21 protein-coding genes are annotated in these 20,984 nt (G+C 34.8%); 15 read left to right on the forward strand and 6 right to left on the reverse strand.

The annotated features are described in order from the left end of the window. Positions 1-168: 168 nt before the first annotated feature. From DMZ43_RS10995 to DMZ43_RS11015, 6 genes are all read right to left on the reverse strand, one after another. Positions 169-390 carry a DUF2795 domain-containing protein gene (locus DMZ43_RS10995; protein ID WP_010177336.1) on the reverse strand — a complete coding sequence of 74 codons (222 nt, stop codon included), beginning with the start codon at positions 388-390 and terminating at the stop codon, positions 169-171. Positions 391-620: 230 nt separating this feature from the next. Next, positions 621-1,196: a cob(I)yrinic acid a,c-diamide adenosyltransferase gene (locus DMZ43_RS11000; protein ID WP_131508222.1), complete on the reverse strand. Its 576-nt coding sequence runs from the start codon at positions 1,194-1,196 to the stop codon at positions 621-623. Between the two features lie 116 nt (positions 1,197-1,312). After that, a complete protein-coding gene (locus DMZ43_RS15095) occupies positions 1,313-1,441 on the reverse strand; it encodes a hypothetical protein (protein WP_255421388.1) in 129 nt (42 codons plus the stop codon). Positions 1,442-1,446: 5 nt separating this feature from the next. Beyond that, complete coding sequence (locus tag DMZ43_RS11005) at positions 1,447-2,130, reverse strand: ABC transporter ATP-binding protein (RefSeq protein ID WP_129761373.1); 684 nt, start codon at positions 2,128-2,130, stop codon at positions 1,447-1,449. Between the two features lie 79 nt (positions 2,131-2,209). Continuing rightward, on the reverse strand, positions 2,210-2,974 hold the full coding sequence (locus DMZ43_RS11010) for an O-methyltransferase (RefSeq protein WP_131508224.1): 765 nt from the start codon (positions 2,972-2,974) through the stop codon (positions 2,210-2,212). A 14-nt stretch (positions 2,975-2,988) separates the two neighbouring features. Next, a complete protein-coding gene (locus DMZ43_RS11015) occupies positions 2,989-4,851 on the reverse strand; it encodes an ABC-F family ATP-binding cassette domain-containing protein (protein ID WP_131508226.1) in 1,863 nt (620 codons plus the stop codon). A 104-nt stretch (positions 4,852-4,955) separates the two neighbouring features. Between DMZ43_RS11015 and DMZ43_RS11020 the strand changes: the two genes are divergently transcribed. From DMZ43_RS11020 to DMZ43_RS11090, 15 genes are all read left to right on the forward strand, one after another. Further along, the gene (locus tag DMZ43_RS11020) at positions 4,956-5,753 is read left to right on the forward strand and encodes a polysaccharide biosynthesis/export family protein (RefSeq protein ID WP_131508228.1); all 798 of its coding nucleotides are present in this window, start codon (positions 4,956-4,958) and stop codon (positions 5,751-5,753) included. A gap of 2 nt (positions 5,754-5,755) precedes the next feature. Beyond that, complete coding sequence (locus tag DMZ43_RS11025) at positions 5,756-8,233, forward strand: polysaccharide biosynthesis tyrosine autokinase (RefSeq protein WP_131508229.1); 2,478 nt, start codon at positions 5,756-5,758, stop codon at positions 8,231-8,233. A gap of 1 nt (position 8,234) precedes the next feature. After that, entirely contained in the window at positions 8,235-8,825 is a 591-nt protein-coding gene (locus DMZ43_RS11030) for a sugar transferase (RefSeq protein ID WP_238155813.1), read from the forward strand. Then, on the forward strand, positions 8,825-10,117 hold the full coding sequence (locus DMZ43_RS11035; protein ID WP_131508231.1) for a nucleotide sugar dehydrogenase: 1,293 nt from the start codon (positions 8,825-8,827) through the stop codon (positions 10,115-10,117). Before DMZ43_RS11030 ends, DMZ43_RS11035 begins: the two co-directional genes overlap by 1 nt. A gap of 345 nt (positions 10,118-10,462) precedes the next feature. Then, positions 10,463-11,443 (forward strand): SDR family oxidoreductase, encoded by a 981-nt coding sequence (locus tag DMZ43_RS11040; RefSeq protein WP_131508233.1) that lies wholly within the window; start codon positions 10,463-10,465, stop codon positions 11,441-11,443. Positions 11,444-11,579: 136 nt separating this feature from the next. Then, positions 11,580-12,506, forward strand: a complete 927-nt coding sequence (locus tag DMZ43_RS11045) for an NAD-dependent epimerase/dehydratase family protein (protein ID WP_131508235.1) — start codon at positions 11,580-11,582, stop codon at positions 12,504-12,506. Positions 12,507-12,589: 83 nt separating this feature from the next. Further along, on the forward strand, positions 12,590-13,435 hold the full coding sequence (locus DMZ43_RS11050; protein ID WP_131508237.1) for an ABC transporter permease: 846 nt from the start codon (positions 12,590-12,592) through the stop codon (positions 13,433-13,435). 341 nt (positions 13,436-13,776) lie between these two features. Beyond that, positions 13,777-14,973 (forward strand): ABC transporter ATP-binding protein, encoded by a 1,197-nt coding sequence (locus DMZ43_RS11055; protein ID WP_131508239.1) that lies wholly within the window; start codon positions 13,777-13,779, stop codon positions 14,971-14,973. Between the two features lie 20 nt (positions 14,974-14,993). Continuing rightward, on the forward strand, positions 14,994-15,689 hold the full coding sequence (locus DMZ43_RS11060; protein WP_131508241.1) for a sulfotransferase family 2 domain-containing protein: 696 nt from the start codon (positions 14,994-14,996) through the stop codon (positions 15,687-15,689). Beyond that, positions 15,686-16,558, forward strand: coding sequence for a glycosyltransferase family 2 protein (locus DMZ43_RS11065; RefSeq protein WP_131508243.1), 873 nt, complete (start codon positions 15,686-15,688; stop codon positions 16,556-16,558). Before DMZ43_RS11060 ends, DMZ43_RS11065 begins: the two co-directional genes overlap by 4 nt. After that, positions 16,555-17,790, forward strand: a complete 1,236-nt coding sequence (locus tag DMZ43_RS11070) for an NAD(P)/FAD-dependent oxidoreductase (RefSeq protein WP_202865200.1) — start codon at positions 16,555-16,557, stop codon at positions 17,788-17,790. The genes DMZ43_RS11065 and DMZ43_RS11070 overlap by 4 nt, the downstream gene beginning before the upstream one ends. Further along, positions 17,783-18,553, forward strand: coding sequence for a sulfotransferase family 2 domain-containing protein (locus tag DMZ43_RS11075; protein ID WP_131508245.1), 771 nt, complete (start codon positions 17,783-17,785; stop codon positions 18,551-18,553). Before DMZ43_RS11070 ends, DMZ43_RS11075 begins: the two co-directional genes overlap by 8 nt. 6 nt (positions 18,554-18,559) lie before the next feature. Next, entirely contained in the window at positions 18,560-19,225 is a 666-nt protein-coding gene (locus DMZ43_RS11080; protein WP_131508247.1) for a sulfotransferase family 2 domain-containing protein, read from the forward strand. 1 nt (position 19,226) lies between these two features. Then, positions 19,227-20,195 carry a glycosyltransferase gene (locus DMZ43_RS11085; RefSeq protein ID WP_131508249.1) on the forward strand — a complete coding sequence of 323 codons (969 nt, stop codon included), beginning with the start codon at positions 19,227-19,229 and terminating at the stop codon, positions 20,193-20,195. A 3-nt stretch (positions 20,196-20,198) separates the two neighbouring features. Beyond that, positions 20,199-20,978 (forward strand): glycosyltransferase family 2 protein, encoded by a 780-nt coding sequence (locus tag DMZ43_RS11090; protein WP_131508251.1) that lies wholly within the window; start codon positions 20,199-20,201, stop codon positions 20,976-20,978. The last annotated feature ends 6 nt before the right edge of the window (positions 20,979-20,984 follow it).

Genomic DNA, 20,984 nt, shown 5'->3' on the forward strand with positions numbered 1-20,984 from the left:
AGTCTATTTTTTATGAGACCGAAGTAATACGGTCTTAAGTTGTTATTGTAATCTTTGGTTTGCTTTAGTAAGGCTTACAAAGATAGGGTTTGTGTTATGTTTTTTAAAAGGATAGTCCACAAAAAAAGTCTCATTATGAGACTTTTTAACTATTCTTTTTGATTTTGTTTAATATTCGTCCTCGTTCCAGAGGTAGTCCTCATCCGTAGGATAGTCTGACCAGATTTCTTCAATAGAATCATAAGAATCACCTTCATCCTCAATAGCCTGCAAGTTTTCAACTACTTCCAGAGGCGCTCCTGTACGGATGGCGTAATCTATTAATTCGTCTTTAGTTGCTGGCCAAGGTGCATCACTTAAATAAGATGCTAGTTCTAGTGTCCAATACATTTCTTATGCGTTTTAATTTTTTGCAAAAATAAATTTTTAGTTCAAAAAGTCAAGAAAAAAATGAATTATTTAATGTTTTGTTTAAACTGAGTACGTTACAAAGTGTTTTGTAGTGCTTTTTTTACAGTTTAAATAGCACATTGTCATTAATCAAAGAGCGTATAACTATTTGCTAATTCTTGAACTTGATAGTATCAATAAAGCAAAGTTTTTTAAATACCCAAAAAATGTTACGATTCTTTTTTCGGAATCCATTTTACTTCTTCGGCTTGCAAGTCATAAGTCAACTTTCGTGCCAACACAAAAAGGTAGTCAGATAAGCGGTTTAAATACATTAAAGTTTCCGATTGAAAAGGTTCTAAGTCATTAAGTGCAGACGCTAAACGTTCGGCTCTACGGCACACACAGCGTGCTATGTGACAGAATGACACGGTTTGATGACCTCCTGGTAATACAAAGTGTGTCATTTGTGGTAATGCAGCATCCATGGTGTCCATTTCTTGCTCTAGAGAAGTAATATCTTCTTCAGAAATTTTAGGAATATTTAATCGAGACTTTCCGTTTTTTAAAATAGCCTTCTCAGGGTCGGTAGCCAAAATAGCGCCAACAGTAAATAAGCGATCTTGTATTTCTATTAATACGTTTTTGTAGTGTGTATTGATGTCTTGGTCTCTAAGCAGGCCAATGTAGGAGTTTAACTCATCAACAGTGCCATAGCTTTCAATTCTTATATGGTGTTTTGGTACTCGTGTACCTCCAAACAGAGCTGTTGTGCCTTTGTCTCCAGTTTTTGTGTATACTTTCATGTTTTAAACTTTCAGGGTTTACTGAATTACAAGAGGTAGGTGGCTAAACCGAATCTTGGAATTTGCAAATGCAAGGTAAGGTTTAAAAGTTCTATTGGAAAATTGTAAAGGATGTTTTAACGTCTAAACCGACGTTTATTAAACATAGTGTCTTTATTACGACGTTCTCTTAAGCGTTGATTGTTTGTGAAAATAGTTTTAACAAGAATGAAAGCACCAACTAAAATTAAAAGTATCCAAAGCATGACAATTAGTTTCTAGTATCACTTTCAATAATACCATCACGTAAACGAATAACGCGTTTTGCATGAGCAGCAATATCTTCTTCGTGAGTAACCATTATAACGGTATTTCCTGCTTTGTGTATCTCATCAAAAAGATTCATGATTTCGTAACCGGTTTTAGAATCTAGATTACCTGTTGGCTCATCGGCAAGTATAATAGAAGGCTTGTTAACCAAAGCTCTACCTACAGCAACACGTTGACGTTGACCACCAGAAAGCTGATTAGGTCTGTGGTCCATTCGGTCAGCTAGACCTACATCGTTTAGTACTTCTTCGGCTCTTGCAACACGTTCTTTTTTAGAAGCACCAGCATACACCATAGGTAATGCTACATTGTCTAATGCTGTGGTACGTGGTAAGAGGTTAAAAGTTTGAAAGACAAAACCAATTTCTTTGTTTCTAATATCAGCAAGTTCGTCATCACTCATTTTACTTACATCTTTTCCGTTAAGGTTGTAAGAACCTGATGTTGGTGTGTCTAAACAGCCTAATAAGTTCATAAGCGTGGATTTTCCTGATCCAGAAGGTCCCATTATAGCGACATAATCTCCGCGTTCAATGTCTAGGTCGATGCCTTTAAGAACATGTACGGTTTCTTGTCCTAATTGAAAATCTCTAACAATATCACGTATTTCTATAACGTTACCCATTATCACTTTTTTAGTTGAACTATAGTTGCTATGCAAGATACATATTTGCGATTAATATGACGCTAAAACAACAATCTTGTTACAGTCTTATGGTAAAATGTTCTTTGGCTTGCTCTTTTCTAAAAAACACAAAGCCCCAAAAAAAGGTATCAACAGTTACTGTCACTTTAGGATGTTGCTTTATAGTTTCCCAAGCTTCAGTCATACCTCTAGACCAATAGATATCATCAAAAACAAAGACAGTATCGTTTGTGGCTTTAGGTAGTAAGGCTTCAAAATAGTGCAATGTTGCATCTTTAGTATGGTTGCCGTCAAAGAAAATACAATCGTAGTTTGAAGCTTTTAAAAGCGGAATCTGCTCGTCGAATGCTCCAGAAATGATAGTAATATTCGGTTGGTTGGTAAATCTTGTTTTTGAAAGTAGTGCTAGGTTAGGGCAACCTTCAATGCTTGTAAGTGTTGCATTAGGATTTCCAAGATGTAATGCATGGGTTGCTATGCCAACCGATGTTCCAAGTTCGAGTATAGACTTAAATTTAAAATAATGAGATAACCTATAAAGCAGTTTAGCACGTTTGTAAGTAGTGCCTGATGTTTTTGCAATGGCACATATTTGTCGAGTATTAGATGTTGTGCGTTTAGATCCAGAACCTAAATCGGTTACTGAAACTAAACTGTCATTTCTCAGTAGACTTTGTCTGTAGGATTTAAGCTTTTCGTAGTCAGGGTAGTCAGTAGTGTCGTAAAAACATTTAGTAACCAAACCAAATACAAAAGGCGAGTGTACACCATGTTGGTTGGTGGATTTAAATAAGAATTTTATATATTGAATCACTTGATGCATACGAGTCTTGCGTCTTAGGATTCTAGTTTTTCTGAGAGTTCAAACCATCTACTTTCTTTGGTTGCAATCTCATCAATAATGTCTTGAAGTGATTGTGATAACGCGTTGATTTTATCTTGAGATAAGCTTGTGTCGTTAAACTTAGCTTCAAGTGCTTTTTTGTCAAGTTCTAAAGAACGAATCTTACTTTCAAGGTTTTTGAGTTCTTTTTGCTCGTTGTATGAGAGTTTTTGTGCTTCGTTTTGCTTTTGGCTTTCTGTAACTTTAGTGGTTTCCTTAGGTGAAGTTTCAGGAGGAGTAGAGCTTTCGTAAACCCTATAATCGGTATAATTCCCTGGAAAATCAGTAATGGTGCCATCACCATTAAACACAAAAAGGTGGTCTACAATTTTATCCATAAAGTAACGGTCGTGAGAAACCACAATTAAACATCCTGGAAAGTCAAGCAAAAAATCTTCCAGCACATTTAAAGTCACAATATCCAAGTCGTTAGTTGGCTCATCCAGAATTAAAAAATTAGGATTTTGAATAAGTACAGTACATAAGTACAGACGCTTTTGTTCACCACCACTAAGTTTTTCAACAAAGTCGTATTGCTTCTTTCTATCAAATAGAAAACGCTCCAAGAGTTGCTGTGCGCTAATTTGACGTCCTTTTTTTAATGGGATGTACTCACCAAATTCCCTAATAACATCAATGACTTTTTGTTCAGGTTTTATTTTGATTCCAGATTGCGTGTAATACCCAAACTTTACGGTGTCACCAATAACAACTTTACCTGAGTCGGGAGCTATGGTTTTGGTTAGCATGTTAAGGAATGTGGATTTTCCAGTACCATTTTTTCCAATAATACCTACACGCTCGCCTTTTTTAAAGACATAGTCAAAGCCGTTAAGAATAGTTTTGTTTTCATAGGCTTTTGAGACTTTGTGTAGTTCCACAATCTTACTTCCAAGACGTTCCATGTTGAGTTCCAATTGTACTTGGTGGTCTTTTCGGCGTTGGTGTGCTTTGGATTTTATATCGAAGAAGTCGTCAATTCTAGATTTTGATTTCGTGGTACGCGCTTTAGGTTGTCTGCGCATCCATTCTAACTCCTTTTTGTACTGTTGTTTGGCTTTTCCTGTTTCAACTTCTTCAGAAGCAATTCGAGCTTCCTTTTGTTCTAAATAGTAGGAGTAGTTGCCTTTGTAGGTGTAGAGTTTGCCATGATCTAGTTCAATAATTTCATTACAAACGCGCTCCAAAAAGTAGCGGTCGTGTGTGACCATAAACAGTGTCATTTGCGCTTTTGCAAAATACTGCTCTAGCCACTCAATCATTTCAAGGTCTAAGTGGTTGGTTGGCTCATCTAGAATAAGTAAATCAGGTGTATTGATAAGCACTTTTGCAAGAGCTAAACGCTTTTTTTGACCACCAGATAGTTTGCTGATGCTTTGATGGATATCTTCTAGCTTTAACTGAAACAGAATTTGTTTGTACTGCACATCAAACTCCCAGGCATTATGGATGTCCATTTGTTCAAAGGCTTTTTGGTAGGCTTCAGTGTCCTCAGGGTTTTGTAAGGCCTTTTCATAATTGGATATGATGTTGAGTATGGGTAGGTCTGCATTAAAAATGGCCTCTTCAATAGTTTTGCTGTCCCCAAAGTTTGGGGTTTGCGACAAGAAGGAAACCCGTAACCCATTACGCATAATCACCTGACCCGAATCAGGGCTGTCTGCCCCTGAGATGATATTAAGGATAGAGGTTTTTCCGCTGCCATTTTTAGCAACGAAAGCTATTTTTTGATCTTTATGGATACTAAAAGAAATGTCACTGAAGAGTTCCAGTACTCCATAAGATTTTGAGATATGTTCAACGGTTAAGTAATTCAAAAGTCATTTTTTTGCAAATAACGGGATAATCCTTAAAAAAAGAAGGAATAGTTTTGATATTCCTGTTGATGGATTATATTTGTGAGGCAACAAGTTACGCAACTATGAATAGATGTTTACTGCTAGTGTTACTCATGGCAATTGGTTTTACCTCTTGTATTCCACATAAAGATACACTGTATTTACAAACTAAAGATGAGTCGTCTTCTGATACACTTCAATTGGCTAAGGAACAACCTAAACCTTACAGGGTGCAAATTAACGATGTGTTAAACATTCGAATAAAGGTGCTTGATCAAAATAATGCCTCTATTTTTAATCCTATAAGTGAAGCAGGTGTGTTACAAGCTACAAGTGAAGAGCGTGCGTATTTTGATGGCTTTACAGTAGATGATCATGGGAATATACGTTTTCCACAACTAGGAAAATTAAATGTTTTGGGGTATACGCTTGAAGAGATACAAGGTATGATTGAAGAATTGCTTTTAAAAGAACAGTTTAAAGAAACCGCAAATATTTTTGTGAGTGTAAAGTTAGCAGGGTTGCGATATACAACTATGGGAGAAATTGGTAATACAGGTGTGCAGGTTATCTTTAAAGATAAAGTAAATATTTTTGAGGCTATTGCTAGTTCAGGGGAAATACCAGTTACAGGTGATAAAAAGGATGTTTTGATTATACGTCAATATCCTCATGGTCAAGAAATCCATCATGTAGATCTTACTGATATTAAGGTAATGGATTCACCATACTACTACATTATGCCTAATGATATGATTTATGTAAAACCCCTTAAGCAAAAATCTTGGGGAACAGGAACTACAGGTCGTGAAACTTTAGCTTCTATTGTAGCGGTAATGTCTCTTGTTACAACCACTATTTTATTAATTAACAGACTCTAGAAATGTCGAGTGAGGAATATTACGATATAGACGACACCGTAGAAAAAGGCTTAAGTTTTGATTTTAAAGGGTTTTTGTTTAAAGCCTTAAATCTTTGGAAGCTAATTGTTTTATCTATTGGTATTGGTCTCATTGTGGCCTACTGGATTAATGTTAGAAAACAAAATGTATATAAATTAGAGTCGTTAATTTCGGTTGAAAACGAACAGAATCCTTTTTTTACAGCCAATACAAGTATCTCCTTTAATTGGGGAGGTGTCTCAGGAAAAGTAGGTAAAATAATGACAACCATTAATACGAGGCGACACAATGAGTTAGTTGTTGATTCCTTGCAGTTTTATTTAAATTACCTTGTTGAAGGGAAGTACCGAAAAGTAGATATCTATAAAGATGCTCCTTTTGTTGTTAATATAGATCAAAGTAGAGGGCAAATCCTTGGACAACCTATTCTAATTCGATTTCTTACTGAAACAGAATATGAGGTAGTGATGAATTTTGAGTCTGGTAGACGACAAGTGCAGCGTTACCTTGATAAAGCAAAGTATTCGGTTGATGTTCCAGTAGGAGAGTTTAAACAACAATTTAAATTAGGAGAACCAGTTAAGTTGCCATTTCTAAATGCAACATTAACACTACGTCCCAATAAACGCACACTGCCAGGAACAGAGTTTTATATTCAGTTTTTGAATTTTGATAGTGTTGTAAATAGTTATAAAAATGCAGTAGATATATCGCCTTATTCTAAAGAATCCTCATCAGTATTGAAGTTAGCTATGAGTGGTTTTAATAAAAGTAAAATAGTAGACTATTTAAATACCACAACAGCAATATTAAAGCGTACTGAATTAGAGCGAAAAAACCAATATGCCACTAATACCATTAAGTTTATTGATAGTAGTTTAAATGCGGTAAATATTGATCTTAAAGACGTTACAGATGAGATGAACGACTTTAGGAAGAAAAATAAGGTGTTTGATGTTAATCGTGAAATGACAGAAACCCTTAGCAAGCTAAGAGGGTATGATACCGCAAAGGAAGCAGAAGAAACTAAATTGAACTATTTAGATGCGCTTGAAACTTATTTAAGAACTAAAACTGGTGACTACAGTAAAATAGCAGCACCAAGCTCTGTAGGTATTTTGGAAGGTAATATCGTGTCAGGAGTGAGTAAAATTATTGCGTTATCTGTTGAGCGTCAAAATCTTGAGTATGTAGCTAAAGAAGGTAATGTGTTATTTAATGATATTGATCGAAAAATAGACTCTGAAAAGAATGTGTTGTTAGAAGCTATTGATGCTACTAAATACACCATTAGCTCTAACATCAATACAATAAATAGAGAGATATATGCCCTAGAAGCTGAGCTTAGCAAACTCCCTGAAGACCAACAAGAGTACTTAAAGATTGAGCGTAAGCTTAATTTAAGTCAACAGGCCTATGATGTATATTTAGCTAAGCGAGGAGAAGCTGCTATTGTTAAAGCAGCTAGTGTTTCGGATATTTCAGTTATTGATGAAGCTAAAGATATTGGAGGAGGGCTAATAGGTCCAAATAAGAGTCTTAATTATATGATGGCTTTAATGCTTGGGTTCTTCATTCCGATGTTTTTAATTTTTGTACTCTTTTTATTAGATAACACCATTCATGGGTCGGATGAGGTTGTACAGCTTTCTAAAATTCCAATTTTAGGACTGATTGGAAAGTATAATTATAAGAACAATTTAGTTGTTTTTGAAAAACCTAAGTCTGCAGTAGCGGAGTCTTTTAGAGCCATACGGTCTAGCTTGCAATTTATTTATAGCAAACAAAAAGGGGGTAATGGACGTACCTTAATGGTTACGTCTTCAGTTAGTGGAGAGGGAAAAACGTTTTGCTCCATTAATATGTCAACAGCCTATGCCTTAAGTGGTAAAAAGACCGTTTTGTTAGGTTTAGACTTGCGTAAACCAAAGATATTTGGTGATTTTAATATTGCGAATGATAAGGGTATTGTTAATTATATTATTGATGAAGCTACATTAGAGGATGTAAAGTTTAAGACTGAAATTCCTAATTTGGAGATTATCCCTTCGGGACCTATACCACCAAACCCTTCAGAGTTATTAATGAGTTCTAAGCTTAGTAATTTAATAACCTCTTTACGCGAAGACTATGATCTTATTGTTCTTGATACACCTCCTTTAGGTTTAGTTACAGATGCGCTGCAATTAAGTTCATTTGCTGATGCAACAATATTTATGATTCGATTGGATTATACTAAAAAAGGAATGTTGCAACTTGTAAATGCAAAGCATAGAGCAGGCGAACTTAAAAACATAAGTTTTGTGCTTAACTTCTATAAGCATAAAACCAATCACAACTATGGTTATGGCTACGGTTATGGCTACGGTTATGGATATGGAGTTTATGGTAATGCTTATCATGAAAGTGATAATGCTTCTGTCTGGACTAAGTTTAAAATGTTTTTAAAACGCATTTAGTTTGATTACTAAACCTCAGCTTAGAATAAAACGATGTTTTGACTTTCTTTTAAGCATCCTGATTTTCCCTTTTTTGATTGTGCCTATTTTGGTCTTGATTTTAATATCTAGTATAGATACTCAGCAATGGGGCGTGTTTTCTCAAAAACGTGTTGGTCAAAACGGTAAGCTTTTTAAAATATATAAAATTAGGACTTTAAAGAAAGAGCCTCATTACTTAGGGCGTTTGCATCAAAGTGCTACAACGTTTGGTGGCTTTTTACGAAACAGTAAGTTAGATGAGTTGCCGCAGCTGTTTAATGTGCTCTTTGGTCATATGAGTTTTGTGGGGCCGCGACCAGATGTTCAAGGATTTGCTGATGAGTTAACAGGAGAGGATAGAGTTATTTTAAAAGTTAAACCAGGTATTACAGGACCCGCTACAATAAAGTATAAAGATGAAGATGTGCTTTTGGCAATGCAGTCTGACCCAGAAACTTACAATAGAACGATTATTTGGGTAGATAAGGTTGAAATCAATAAAAAATACGTGCAGAATTGGAGTTTTTCTTTAGATTTGAGATATATTTTACAATCAATAAAACTTAAATGATGCCCAAAACAGATAGAATAACCATTATAGGACTTGGTTATGTAGGTTTACCATTAGCAGTTGAATTTGCTAAGCAATATCATGTTGTAGGTTTTGATATTAATGCTGCTAGAATTGCTGAACTAAAAGAAGGGAACGATCAAACCTTAGAAGTAGAAACAGATGAATTAAAAGCGGTACTTACTTATGATGAGCATGCTGAAAAAGGATTGTTTGTAACATCTGATAAGGATATGATTGCAGGGTCTAACATTTATATTGTTACTGTGCCAACACCTACTGATGCTTTAAACAAGCCTATATTCACACCTTTGGTTAAAGCCAGCGAAACTGTTGGCGCTGTACTAAAGCAAGACGATATTGTAATTTATGAATCTACTGTATATCCAGGTGTGACTGAAGATATTTGCGTGCCTATACTAGAGCGTGAATCAGGGCTAGTGTTTAATACAAATTTTTTTGCTGGATATTCTCCGGAGCGAATTAACCCAGGGGATAAAACTCATACAGTAACTAAAATATTAAAAGTGACTTCAGGGTCTACTCCTGAAATCGCTAAGCGAGTAGATGATTTGTATAAGTCTATTATTACTGCAGGAACACATTTGGCGCCTTCTATTAAGGTGGCAGAAGCAGCAAAAGTGATTGAAAACTCCCAAAGAGATATTAATATCGCTTTTGTGAATGAACTCTCAAAAATATTCAGACTCTTAGATATTGACACGCAAGCAGTGTTGGAGGCTGCAGGAACCAAATGGAACTTTTTAAAATTCACTCCAGGTTTGGTTGGAGGTCATTGTATAGGTGTTGATCCTTATTATTTGGCGCAAAAAGCTATTGAGAGTGGTTACACTCCTGAGATTATATTGGCAGGACGAAAAATGAATGACAGCATGGGTAGTTATGTGGCTTCAGAAACAGTGAAGATGATGATTAAAAAAGGAGCAACCATTAAGGGGTCAAGAGCTTTGGTGTTAGGTATTACCTTTAAAGAGAATTGTCCTGATATTAGAAACTCACGTGTTATTGATATTATACGAGAGTTTCAATCGTATCAAGTTGATGTAGATGTGTATGATCCTTGGGCGTCCAAAAGTGAGGTGAAGCATGAATATGGATTAGATTTGTTGTGTTCTGAAGCTGAACTATCTGATGCTTATGAGGCGATTATATTAGCAGTGTCTCATAATTCATTTTTAAGTTTGGATATAAGTCAATTGAAATCAGATATTGGAGTTGTGTTTGATGTAAAGTCCTTGTTGCCTAAGGTATTAGTTGATGCGAGGTTGTAAGTGAGGAGTGAGACGTGAGAAGTGAGACGTGAGGAGTGAGGAGTGAATAGTGAGGAGTGGAAAGTTTGGAGGGGCTTCGACACTTCGACTACGCTCAGTACAGGCTTAGCTCAGACTGACAGTGGAAAGTCTTTGATTGCCGATATTAGGATAGATTGATGAAGGAAGTATATGAGCTCGAAACGTAGATATATGACTAAATTATTAATCTTGTCATGCTGAGCTTGTCGAAGCATAAAGGCACAATTTTATGTTGTAGTTACACTGAGCTCCGCCTGTGTTAAGCGCAGTCGATATATTAGATAATAGTTTAGAAACATACAATGCTATAAACAATAAAACAACATGTACGAAAACGCATATCATACCCAAGATTTATCTAAACTGTCTTTTTTAGTTACCGGAGGCGGAGGTTTTATAGGCTCTAATTTGGTGGAATATTTACTAAAATACAATGCTAAAACCGTTAGGGTACTAGATAATTTTTCCAATGGGTATAAAGAGAATTTAAGTGAGTTTGGGTCTCACTCTGCTTTTGAACTTATTGAAGGAGATATTAGAGATTTGGATACCTGTAAACGGGCTATGAATGGTATAGATTATGTGAGCCATCAGGCAGCTTTAGGCTCAGTGCCACGATCAATTAATGATCCTGCTACAACCAATGCGGTAAATATTACTGGGTTTTTGAATATGATGATAGCGCTTAAAGAAAGCACTACCGTTAAGCGCATGGTATATGCAGCCTCTAGTTCGACTTATGGAGATAGTAAGAACCTACCTAAAGTAGAAGGTATTATCGGTAATCCCTTGTCACCTTATGCAGTGACTAAGTATGTTAATGAGTTGTATGCTAATGTGTTTGGTGCTACCTATGGTACTGATGTTATCGGGTTACGTTATTTTAATGTCTTTGGGCCTAAGCAAAGTCCCAATGGTGCTTATGCCGCAGTAATTCCTTTGTTTATGCAAGCCATTAAAGATCAAAAGTCACCAACCATCAATGGTGATGGTAAGCAAACACGCGATTTTACTTTTGTGGACAATGCAGTGCAAGCCAATGTGCGAGGTTTTTTTGCTTCAGAAGCTGCCAAGAACCAAGTGTTTAATGTAGCTTGCGGTGAACGTATTGATTTAAACTACTTGTGGGATGCTTTAAAAACTTCAGCCCAATCTGATGTGGAGGCTATTTATGGGCCGCCACGATTAGGTGATGTGAGAGATTCCTTGGCAGACATTAGTAAAGCCCAAAACCTATTGGGTTATGCCCCACAGTTTACCGTTAGAGAAGGTCTAAAGGTTACTTTAGACTGGTTTATGGGTTAGTATTGCGTTATCAATCAGTAGTATAGGTTTTTTCTTTCAATATTTTTGTTATATTCGTCTAAAGTATTCGTTGACAATCTGTTAATAGACTGTTACGAACTGGAAAGCTATTAATCATACTTACTGAAACGCATACATGGCAAAACTATTAATTACTGGAGGGGCAGGTCAGTTAGGAAGCGCTTTGGCTTCTAAATTGGCACAACACCCTGAACATTTTATTTTATGTGTAGATAATCTTTCAACAGGAAAATTAGAAAAAGTACCCAAAACCGATAACGTTAAGTTTATAAAAGCAGATATTAATACCTATGAAGATATTGTGCCCATTTTTGGACGTTTTGATTTTGACTATGTATTTCATTATGCAGCAGTAGTAGGGGTTGAACGTACTTTGGAGCATCCTATAGATGTTTTGGATGATATAGAAGGAATAAAAAATATACTGTCCTTGTCCAAAAACTCAGGTGTGAAACGCGTGTTTTATTCCAGTTCTTCTGAGGTGTATGGAGAGCCATTTGAGATTCCGCAGAATGAACAAACGACACCTTTAAACTCCAGACTGCCTTATGCTATAGTAAAGAATGTGGGTGAAGCCTTTATGAAAGCCTATGCTAGAGAATATCATTTAGACTATACTATTTTTCGTTTTTTTAATACTTATGGCCCTCTACAGAGTCAGGATTTTGTGATTCCGCGTTTTGTGAAATTAGCCCTTAAGAATAAACCGATATGTATTAATGGTCCTGGTGACCAAACACGTTCGTTTTGTTTTATAGATGACAATGTAGACACTTGTATTAAAGCTTTTGAAAAGAATCTATATGTGAATGACGTTTTAAATATTGGTAACGATTTAGAGATTAGTATTATAGATCTTGCTAAGCGCATTGTTCAGTTGTCTGGGTCGTCCTCAGAGATTGTGCACTTGCCTGCTTTAAAGGAAGGCGATATGAAACGTCGGTGTCCTGATATTACCAAGATGAAAGCAGTATTAAACAGAGAGTTGGTATCTATAGACGAAGGCTTACAAGTGATGATTAATTATTACAGGAGTTTGTAATAAATTACGTAATTCCCTTAAGTTTAATAGGTGTTTTAGTATATTAGCTTCAAACAAGAACAGTATAACTACGCTTTGCATTAATGGCTTTAGAAACAAGAGTTTATCAAAAAGAACGTACTATAAAATTTGGTGCTTTACTTAAAGCGAGTTTGGGAGATATGTTGCGCTCGCGTTTTTTAGCGAGACAATTGGCAGAACGTGACATTAAAGCCCAGTACCGACAATCTTACCTTGGAATTATTTGGGCTTTTGTAATGCCTATAGGTACTGCTTTGGTATGGATTTTTTTAAACAATAGTGGTACTGTTCGCTTGTCGGATACAGGTGTGCCTTATCCTGTGTATGCCTTTTCAGGTACATTGATATGGTCTATTATGGTGGCAGCAATTAATTCGCCAATGCAAAATACAAATGCTGCAAAAGGAATACTTACCAAGATTAACTTCCCTAAAGAAGCCTTGTTGCTTTCAGGGGTTTATAAACTGTTGTTTGATAGCTTTATTAAGCTTTTGCTTTTAGTGTTTTTTGTGTTTGCCTTTGGGGTTGGGTTTCATTGGAGCTTACTGCTAGTGCCTTTTGCTATTTTGGCAGCTGTTCTTTTTGGGACTACCGTAGGGTTGTTTTTAACGCCTTTGGGGCTGCTGTATAAAGATATTGGTAAGATTATTACGTTTGGTATGCAGTTTTTAATGTATGCTACTCCTGTAGTGTATGCTATTCCTGATACTGGACTTATGAGAACGGTTATGATGTATAATCCTATAACGCCTATTATTTTAACCACTCGCGATTTGGTAGTTGGGTTTTCGCCAGAGTTTTTAAGCTACTTTATAGTGGTTATTGCTGCTTGTGTGCCTTTATTGTTTTTGGGGTTGGTGATGTATCGTATTGCGATTCCAATTATTGTGGAGCGGTTGAGTGCTTAGATGTTTTAGGGGTTAGGTGGTAAACAGAGGTGAGTAGTGAGGTGTGAGACGTGAGTACTGAGAGGTTTTAAGGTTTGTTTCATTCTTTTTTAAGCACAAAAAAGAATCAAAAAGTGCTTTTACTGTCGGTAGGCATTTTGCTTTACAGCAAACCACACCCAAAACTTCGCGTCGCAAAGCTCCTGGAGTCGAAGCTTTTGTGTGTTATGCTTACGACAGCGGTTTTCCTGCGTTGCAGGAATTGTGATTGGTGTTGAAGTGGTAGTGAGGGGTGTAAAGTATTAATTATTAGGTGTTAAGTATAGATATAAGGTAGGTGATAGCGTGTAACGCGATTGACAATGTATAAGGAACAAGAGGATAAAGAAGTATTAGTTAAGGTTGAGGGTTTGAGCAAAAAGTTTTGCAAGGACCTAAAGACGAGTTTGTGGTATGGTGTTAAGGACTTGTTGAGTGGGATACGAGGGTCTCAAGAGGAGCGCCAATTGCGACCTAAGGAGTTTTGGGCGGTTAAGGATATTAATTTTGAGTTGCGACGCGGAGAGTGTTTGGGCTTAATTGGGCATAATGGTGCTGGTAAAAGTACGTTGCTAAAGATATTGAATGGGCTTATTAACCCTGATGCTGGTAGTGTTACCATAAGAGGACGTGTGGGTGCATTGATTGAGTTGGGTGCTGGGTTTAACCCCATACTTACAGGGCGTGAAAACATTTATAACAATGGTGCTGTTTTAGGGTTTAGCCGAAAAGAGATTGACAGCAAGTTGGAGGCTATTATTGCTTTTGCAGAGCTTGATGAGTTTATAGATATGCCCGTACAGCATTACAGTAGTGGGATGAAAGTACGTTTGGGGTTTGCAGTAGCAGCCCAAATGGAACCCGATGTGCTTATTATAGATGAGGTGTTGGCTGTGGGAGATGTTGGATTTAGAATTAAGTGTTTTAATAAAATTAGCGAGCTTATCTCTAAAACGGCGGTTATTTTTGTAAGCCATAGTATGGTACAGATAGCAAAAATTAGTGACTACTATATGCTATTAGATAAAGGTCGTATATATTCTCACGGAGAAGATATTGGAGTAGGTGTACAAGCATATTTTAAAAAGTTTAAAGAAAAAGAAGTTGTAGCCAAAAATGAAGGGCAAGTGATGATACAACACGCTAAATTGGATGCTCATGATGGTGTGGTTTCTTATATGGAAGACTTTAAACTACATCTTGATTTTAAGAATATTTCTGAAAACGACATGTTTGCTTTGGATATTGGTTTTGTTGATAGGGAGATGAAAGTTGTAGCAATATCATATATTACAGATGTTGAGATAAAAAAAGGTGATAGCAAGAAAGTTTTACATATTGATAATGTGCCTCTTACTACAGGGAATTATATTGTTAATATTTCGATAAGGAATAATGAAGCGAATAATAAAGAGGGTAAAGTCATTTCGTATTATAGGAATTTATGCGATTTTAATGTTGTAGGAGGTAACGTGAATAAGTTTTGTCCCATACAGTTAAAAAGTGTAATTGAACAATAATTTTTAAAAATATCTCAACAATGGTTTCTCATAAATATAAATGCATTTTTATTCACATACCTAAAACAGGTGGGGAAACAGTTATCTCATTAATTGATGATAGTGATAAAAGTATACCTAAACATGCAAATGCAGCCCAAATAAGAGATTATTTAGGAGAAGACAAATGGAATGAATATTATAAGTTTTCAATTGTAAGGAACCCTTTTGATTTGGCCATATCAATGTATTCCCATTTAAGAAAGCCTTTATATGAAAAAGAAAATATCATAAAAAAGTATGGTAAGTCATTGTTAAACCCAGTTAATGCATGTGAAACAGCTTGTAATTACTCTTTTAGTAAGTATTGTGAGATTGTTTTTGATCAAGCACAGATTCAAGAAGAAGAATCTAAAAAAGACTGGCCTGTTTTTCACTTTAAGCCTCAATATGATTGGCTTATTGATTATCAATCTAGCCTAATAATTGACAACATAATACTATTTGAAAATTATGATTTAGGTTTGAAAGGTGTAATGGAGGATTTAGGTATTAGTAAAAATACAGTAATACCCAAGAAGAATAAATCAAAGCACATGCATTATTCAAAGTATTATACCAAGAAATCATATGAAATAGTTCAAAAACATTATTCGAAAGATATTGAGAAGTTTAATTATACTTTTGAAAATAAAAAAAGTTTTTTGGATGAAATAAAACTTAAACTAATACAATGAAAGTATCAGTCATAGCATGGGATTGTAGCTTCAGAGAGAAGTTTCATACTATAGATAGTTTTTGTAAACAAGATTACCCAAATATAGACTTTGAATTTATATGGGTAGATTTTTATAGCAATAGCAACCCAGAGTTATTAAAGAAAATAGCATTATATGAGAATGCATCATTATTAAATTTAAATAATGATAAAAAAACAAAGTGGCATTTAGGTAAATGTATTAATGCCGGTGTTAAGCAAGCTAAAGGAGCATTGTTGGTTTTTCCTGATGGCGATATTGTTGTACAAAAAGATCATTTAAGTACTATTAGAGATGTGTTAGAAAACCGCGAAGATTTAGTGGTTTATTTTAGGCGTTGGGATGAGTTGCAGGCATCACACGGCGAAAAAAGTTATTCAGAATCTTATCTAGAAGAACACACAAAATTACTAAATGCAACTAATTACGCCGGTTGTTTTGCTTTACACAGAACGGCTTTTGAAACAATAAATGGTTATGAAGAGAGTGATGTTTTTGCTGGTCCAGGCGCTAATGGCAGGGAGACTTACTTAAGGTTGCGTAATGCTGGGTATGCTATACAGTGGCATAACAAAAAAATATTTCATCCGTGGCATCCTTCAACAGGAAGTTCAGACAAGTATACAGAAAAACTTAAAGAGGTAGCAAAACATTATAGTTGGGTAAAACCCTATAGTGGTTTGTTTCAAAGCTGGGTGTTAAAACAACGTGAGTTAGATTTAAGTTATAAGGCAAGCGAAGGTCAGGTTAAACAGTATTTAGAAAACATACCAGATGTTATGGCGGTGTTAGAAAACGATAAATCAACCAAAAAACTAAAATCTAAATTAAAAAAACTAATAAGGTGAAAATTTGCGTTATAGGTAGTGGTATATCAGGATTGTCTGTGGCAAATATGTTGTGTGCAAAGCATGATGTAAAGGTTTTTGAAAAAAGCAATCAAATAGGAGGACTAATAAAATGTACCAGAGAATCAGGTAATTTATTTCATAGAGTAGGCGGTCATGTTTTTAACAGCAAAAATGATGAGGTTTTAGATTGGTTTTGGAGTTTTTTTGATAAAGATGAGTTTGTTGGTGCTGTACGAAATGCAAAGATTTATTTAGGAAACAAGTATCTGGATTATCCTATTGAGAATAATTTATACAAACTAGATAAAGAGCAAGTAGACCAAATTATAAAAGAGCTGTTAGAAGTAGATAAGCGTGTAACAGAGTATAAGAACTTTGAGGATTTTTTGAAAGGAAATTTTGGAGACACCTTATATGAATTATACTTTGGCCCTTATAATAAAAAGGTATGGAACACAGATTTAAAAAGCATTCCTCTAGATTGGTTAGAGGGAAAGTTGCCTATGCCTAATTTGATAGAGATTCTATCAAATAATATTTTGAAGCAAAAGGAGACTAATATGGTTCATGCCTCTTTTTATTATCCTAAAAATAATGGGTCTCAATTTATTGTAGATCGATTGTCTGAAAAGTTGGACATAGAGACAGGTATAAACATAGATGATATAAAAAAGCACAAATCAGGATGGTTAGTAAATAATACATATTTTGATTGTGTTATATACACCGGAAACATAAGGTACTTAAAACCAGTTTTACAAAATGTAGAAGAAAGTGTTTATGACGTTTTAGAAGCAACAAAACAATTTAAGTATAATGGAACTTCAAATGTGCTTTGCTATACAGAAAGTAATGATATCTCTTGGTTGTATTTTCCGGAGGCGTCAATAATACCTCATAGAATTATATATACAGGAAATTTTAGTGAATCTAATAATGAAGGTATTAGAAAAACGTGTGTGGTTGAGTTTAGTGGTGAACACACTGAAGCTGTTATAGAGGAAGAATTAAAAAAAATGCCTGGTAATTTAGAGCCTATCGCTTTTAATTATGAGCCTTATTCTTATGTGATAAACTCGTTTGACACTAGAGCTGTAGTAAATACAATAAAAGAGAAGTTAGAGGAAAATAACATGTTTTTACTAGGTAGGTTTGCCGAATGGGAGTATTATAATATGGATAAATGTATAGAAGCAGCCTTTAAACTTGTTGAAAAGATAAATGAATAAAGTAATTAAAAATATTAAGCAAGCTTTAATAGGGAAAAAAAAACCATCGCCTCATATTTTTCTCCATTTACATAAATGTGGTGGTACTTCTTTAATGAATTGTATAGACACTAACTACAAAGGGAAAAGAGTCTATGTTATAAAAGGAACCGATTATAGAAACTCCTATCTTGATTTTAAAAATAGTTCAAAACCATTTAGGCATAAGATAGATTTATTACGTGGTCATCATTTTTATGGAGCTCATAAATACTTAAGAAATAATGCTTTGTACTTTACAATGTTGAGGGAGCCAATAGCTAGATTAAACTCTTTGTATAATTATTTAAAGTCTATAGACCTATACAAAGAAATAAATGCACAAGAGATGGGTTTTAAAGCATTTTTAGAAAGTGGTTTGGCAATGGCGGCTGATAATGGTATGACGAGAATGCTTACTAATAATGACTTTGATGAAATCCCAAACGGGAAAGTTCCTGTTGAGTTGGCATATGAGGCCATTGAGAATTTAGAAAATTCTTTTAAAGCAATAGGTATTACAGAGGAATTTGATGATTCATTAAAGCTTTTTAAAGCCAAATTAGGATGGCATTCTGTACCAAACTATAACAAGGACAATGTGACTTCTAATAAAACAACGACATATCAGGATTTAAACATATTTTTTACTAATAATACAGAGATGCAACGGTTTATACATGCCGATGTTATAGTATATGCGTATGTAAAAGAAAAATTCTATCTTGAAATAGATAAACTATAGGTATTAATGTTCAAAAACTTTTCCAATAAGCAGTATTTTAATTCGGATAACATCTCTTATAAAGAGAACTTTATTTTTATTCATATACCTAAAAATGCAGGAACAGCAGTAAGTAAAGCATTTGGATTAGAAACTTCAAAACATAATACCGTAAAGGAATATATTAATGTTTTAGGAGGTAAGAAGTATGATAGCTTTTTAACCTTTGCTTTTGTTAGAAACCCATTTAGTAGGTTTGTATCTCTATATAATTATGCAAGAATGGAAGAATCTTATTACCATTCTGCAATTAATCCTGAAAGCGCCATATATGGTAAGCATATGGATTATGATATATTAAAACATGCGAGTTTAGATGAAGCAGCCCAGTTACTAGCAGATGGGAAGCTAGTTCATAATCCGCCACATAGGCAATGGAATTCGCAATGTTTTTGGCTTAAAGACCAACAGGATAACATAAATGTCAAGTATTTAGGAAGGTTTGAGGATGTAGACTTTCATTTAAGAAATTTAACACAGTTATTAGGAAAGCCTTTAGCAAGTAGACTGTCTAAAATAAATACATCAAGCAAGGAGCCACTGAATTATAGAACACTATTAAGTAATGAAACACGAACTATTTTAGAAACATATTATAAAGAGGATTTAGAAACCTTTAACTACGATTTTTAATATGATACACCTTTCTATAATTGTATGCTGTTACAATAGCGCGCATTTGCTTGATGATACACTTACACATTTAGCTAATCAGCATGTTACAGAGTCTCTTAATTATGAGGTGGTTTTGGTAGATAACAACTCAACGGATAACACAGCAACAATAGCAAGAACTATATGGAGTACATTAGAAACAATCGTGCCATTACACATAGTTGCTGAACCTAAAGCAGGTTTGGCTTATGCTAGAGAAACAGGTGTAAAACAGAGTAAAGGAGATCTTGTTATATTTTGTGATGATGATAATTGGTTGTGTAAAGATTATATACAAACGGCTTATAGTTTTATGGTAGTAAACCCTGATGTGGCTGTATTAGGAGGTGCATCAGAAGGAGTTTTAGAAGGCGAAACACCGTTATGGTGGGATGACATGAAAAGGAACTATGCTGTAGGTGAACAAGCCTTAAGCAGTGGTGATATAACACGTAGAGGTTATGTGTGGGGCGCAGGTATGGTATTCAGAAAAGCACTGTTTATGAGATTGTATGATGCTGGGTTTGTGTCTATGCTATCAGATAGAAAAGGTGAACTGTTAAGTTCTGGAGGAGATAGTGAGCTGTGTAAATGGTTTATTATTATGGGGTATAAATTATGGTATTTAGATACGCTTACTTTTAAACATTATATTACAAAAAAGCGACTTACAGATACTTATTTAGAGAAACTTATGGCAGGTCATAAGGCTTCTCAAGATGTTCTTGGTTTGTATAACTGGTTTATAAAACAAGGTATAAGTAAAGAGGTTGATGCCATCTCGATACGAAAGCGTCTTTTTTATTTTAAATCGGCGATATCTAAAAAAATAAATAATCATGTAATGTGGAAACCCCATTTACAGATAGCCTTAATGCATTATTGTCCAACGTATCCAAAACTATATACGATTATAAATACTTATGTACAGTTAAAAAAGATGATGTAAGTTATGAAGATTAGTGTCTTAACACCTACCTATAATTCAGGAGTATATTTAAAAAAGAGCATAGAAAGTGTTTTAACGCAAACGTATAGCAACTGGGAGCATATTGTGGTTGATGGTGGTTCTACGGATCAATCATTGGATATATTAAAATCATATAAACATCTTATATGGGTGTCAGAGCCTGATGAAGGGCAATCTGATGCTATGAATAAAGCCTTTAACATGGCTACAGGAGATATCATAATCTATTTAAACGCTGATGACTACTTTTATCCTGAAGCTTTTGAGGTTTTTGTAGCGTCATTTAAAAATAATCCTAATTGCGATATAGTTGTAGGTAATTTACATAAAGATAAGCAAGGTATTATAGAAGCTAGTACAAATGCTACTGTATCATGGAAGGATTTGTCGATTATAAAGGGGCGTTTCCCATTGAATCCTGTGAGTTATGCTTATAAACGTAAGGTTCAGGAAAAGGTTGGGGAGTTTCCATTAGATGAACATTACACTATGGACTATTGGTTTTTGTTACATGCTTTTTATTTTTTTAAGCCAATTAAAATAAGTGATTTTATGGGGTGTTTTGTATATGATGGTCATAATAAAACAAGTGTTATTGTGGATGGTTTTCATGTTCAAAAACCTCATGCTTTAAGGTTTGCTTTACGCTATACACCTTATCGTTTTATATATGTTTATTGGAAGCTGTTGTCACATCCAAGGAATAAATCAAAACAAGCTGTATATTTAAAACGTATATTAAGAAAATTAAATTGTTATTGAACAACC

The organism is Meridianimaribacter sp. CL38 (assembly GCF_004328055.1).
In the GTDB taxonomy this organism is placed as follows: domain Bacteria; phylum Bacteroidota; class Bacteroidia; order Flavobacteriales; family Flavobacteriaceae; genus Gaetbulibacter_B; species Gaetbulibacter_B jejuensis.

What these genes read in the sequence shown, in the direction of transcription:
- DMZ43_RS11090 (WP_131508251.1), top strand. Translation starts at nt 20,199, where the DNA reads ATGAAGATTAGTGTCTTAACACCTACCTATAATTCAGGAGTATATTTA.
- DMZ43_RS10995 (WP_010177336.1), bottom strand. Translation starts at nt 390, where the DNA reads ATGTATTGGACACTAGAACTAGCATCTTATTTAAGTGATGCACCTTGG.
- DMZ43_RS11080 (WP_131508247.1), top strand. Translation starts at nt 18,560, where the DNA reads ATGTTCAAAAACTTTTCCAATAAGCAGTATTTTAATTCGGATAACATC.
- DMZ43_RS11075 (WP_131508245.1), top strand. Translation starts at nt 17,783, where the DNA reads ATGAATAAAGTAATTAAAAATATTAAGCAAGCTTTAATAGGGAAAAAA.
- DMZ43_RS11055 (WP_131508239.1), top strand. Translation starts at nt 13,777, where the DNA reads ATGTATAAGGAACAAGAGGATAAAGAAGTATTAGTTAAGGTTGAGGGT.
- DMZ43_RS11060 (WP_131508241.1), top strand. Translation starts at nt 14,994, where the DNA reads ATGGTTTCTCATAAATATAAATGCATTTTTATTCACATACCTAAAACA.
- DMZ43_RS11025 (WP_131508229.1), top strand. Translation starts at nt 5,756, where the DNA reads ATGTCGAGTGAGGAATATTACGATATAGACGACACCGTAGAAAAAGGC.
- DMZ43_RS11065 (WP_131508243.1), top strand. Translation starts at nt 15,686, where the DNA reads ATGAAAGTATCAGTCATAGCATGGGATTGTAGCTTCAGAGAGAAGTTT.
- DMZ43_RS11035 (WP_131508231.1), top strand. Translation starts at nt 8,825, where the DNA reads ATGCCCAAAACAGATAGAATAACCATTATAGGACTTGGTTATGTAGGT.
- DMZ43_RS11005 (WP_129761373.1), bottom strand. Translation starts at nt 2,130, where the DNA reads ATGGGTAACGTTATAGAAATACGTGATATTGTTAGAGATTTTCAATTA.
- DMZ43_RS11085 (WP_131508249.1), top strand. Translation starts at nt 19,227, where the DNA reads ATGATACACCTTTCTATAATTGTATGCTGTTACAATAGCGCGCATTTG.
- DMZ43_RS11020 (WP_131508228.1), top strand. Translation starts at nt 4,956, where the DNA reads ATGAATAGATGTTTACTGCTAGTGTTACTCATGGCAATTGGTTTTACC.
- DMZ43_RS11050 (WP_131508237.1), top strand. Translation starts at nt 12,590, where the DNA reads ATGGCTTTAGAAACAAGAGTTTATCAAAAAGAACGTACTATAAAATTT.
- DMZ43_RS15095 (WP_255421388.1), bottom strand. Translation starts at nt 1,441, where the DNA reads ATGCTTTGGATACTTTTAATTTTAGTTGGTGCTTTCATTCTTGTTAAA.
- DMZ43_RS11000 (WP_131508222.1), bottom strand. Translation starts at nt 1,196, where the DNA reads ATGAAAGTATACACAAAAACTGGAGACAAAGGCACAACAGCTCTGTTT.
- DMZ43_RS11040 (WP_131508233.1), top strand. Translation starts at nt 10,463, where the DNA reads ATGTACGAAAACGCATATCATACCCAAGATTTATCTAAACTGTCTTTT.
- DMZ43_RS11010 (WP_131508224.1), bottom strand. Translation starts at nt 2,974, where the DNA reads ATGCATCAAGTGATTCAATATATAAAATTCTTATTTAAATCCACCAAC.
- DMZ43_RS11045 (WP_131508235.1), top strand. Translation starts at nt 11,580, where the DNA reads ATGGCAAAACTATTAATTACTGGAGGGGCAGGTCAGTTAGGAAGCGCT.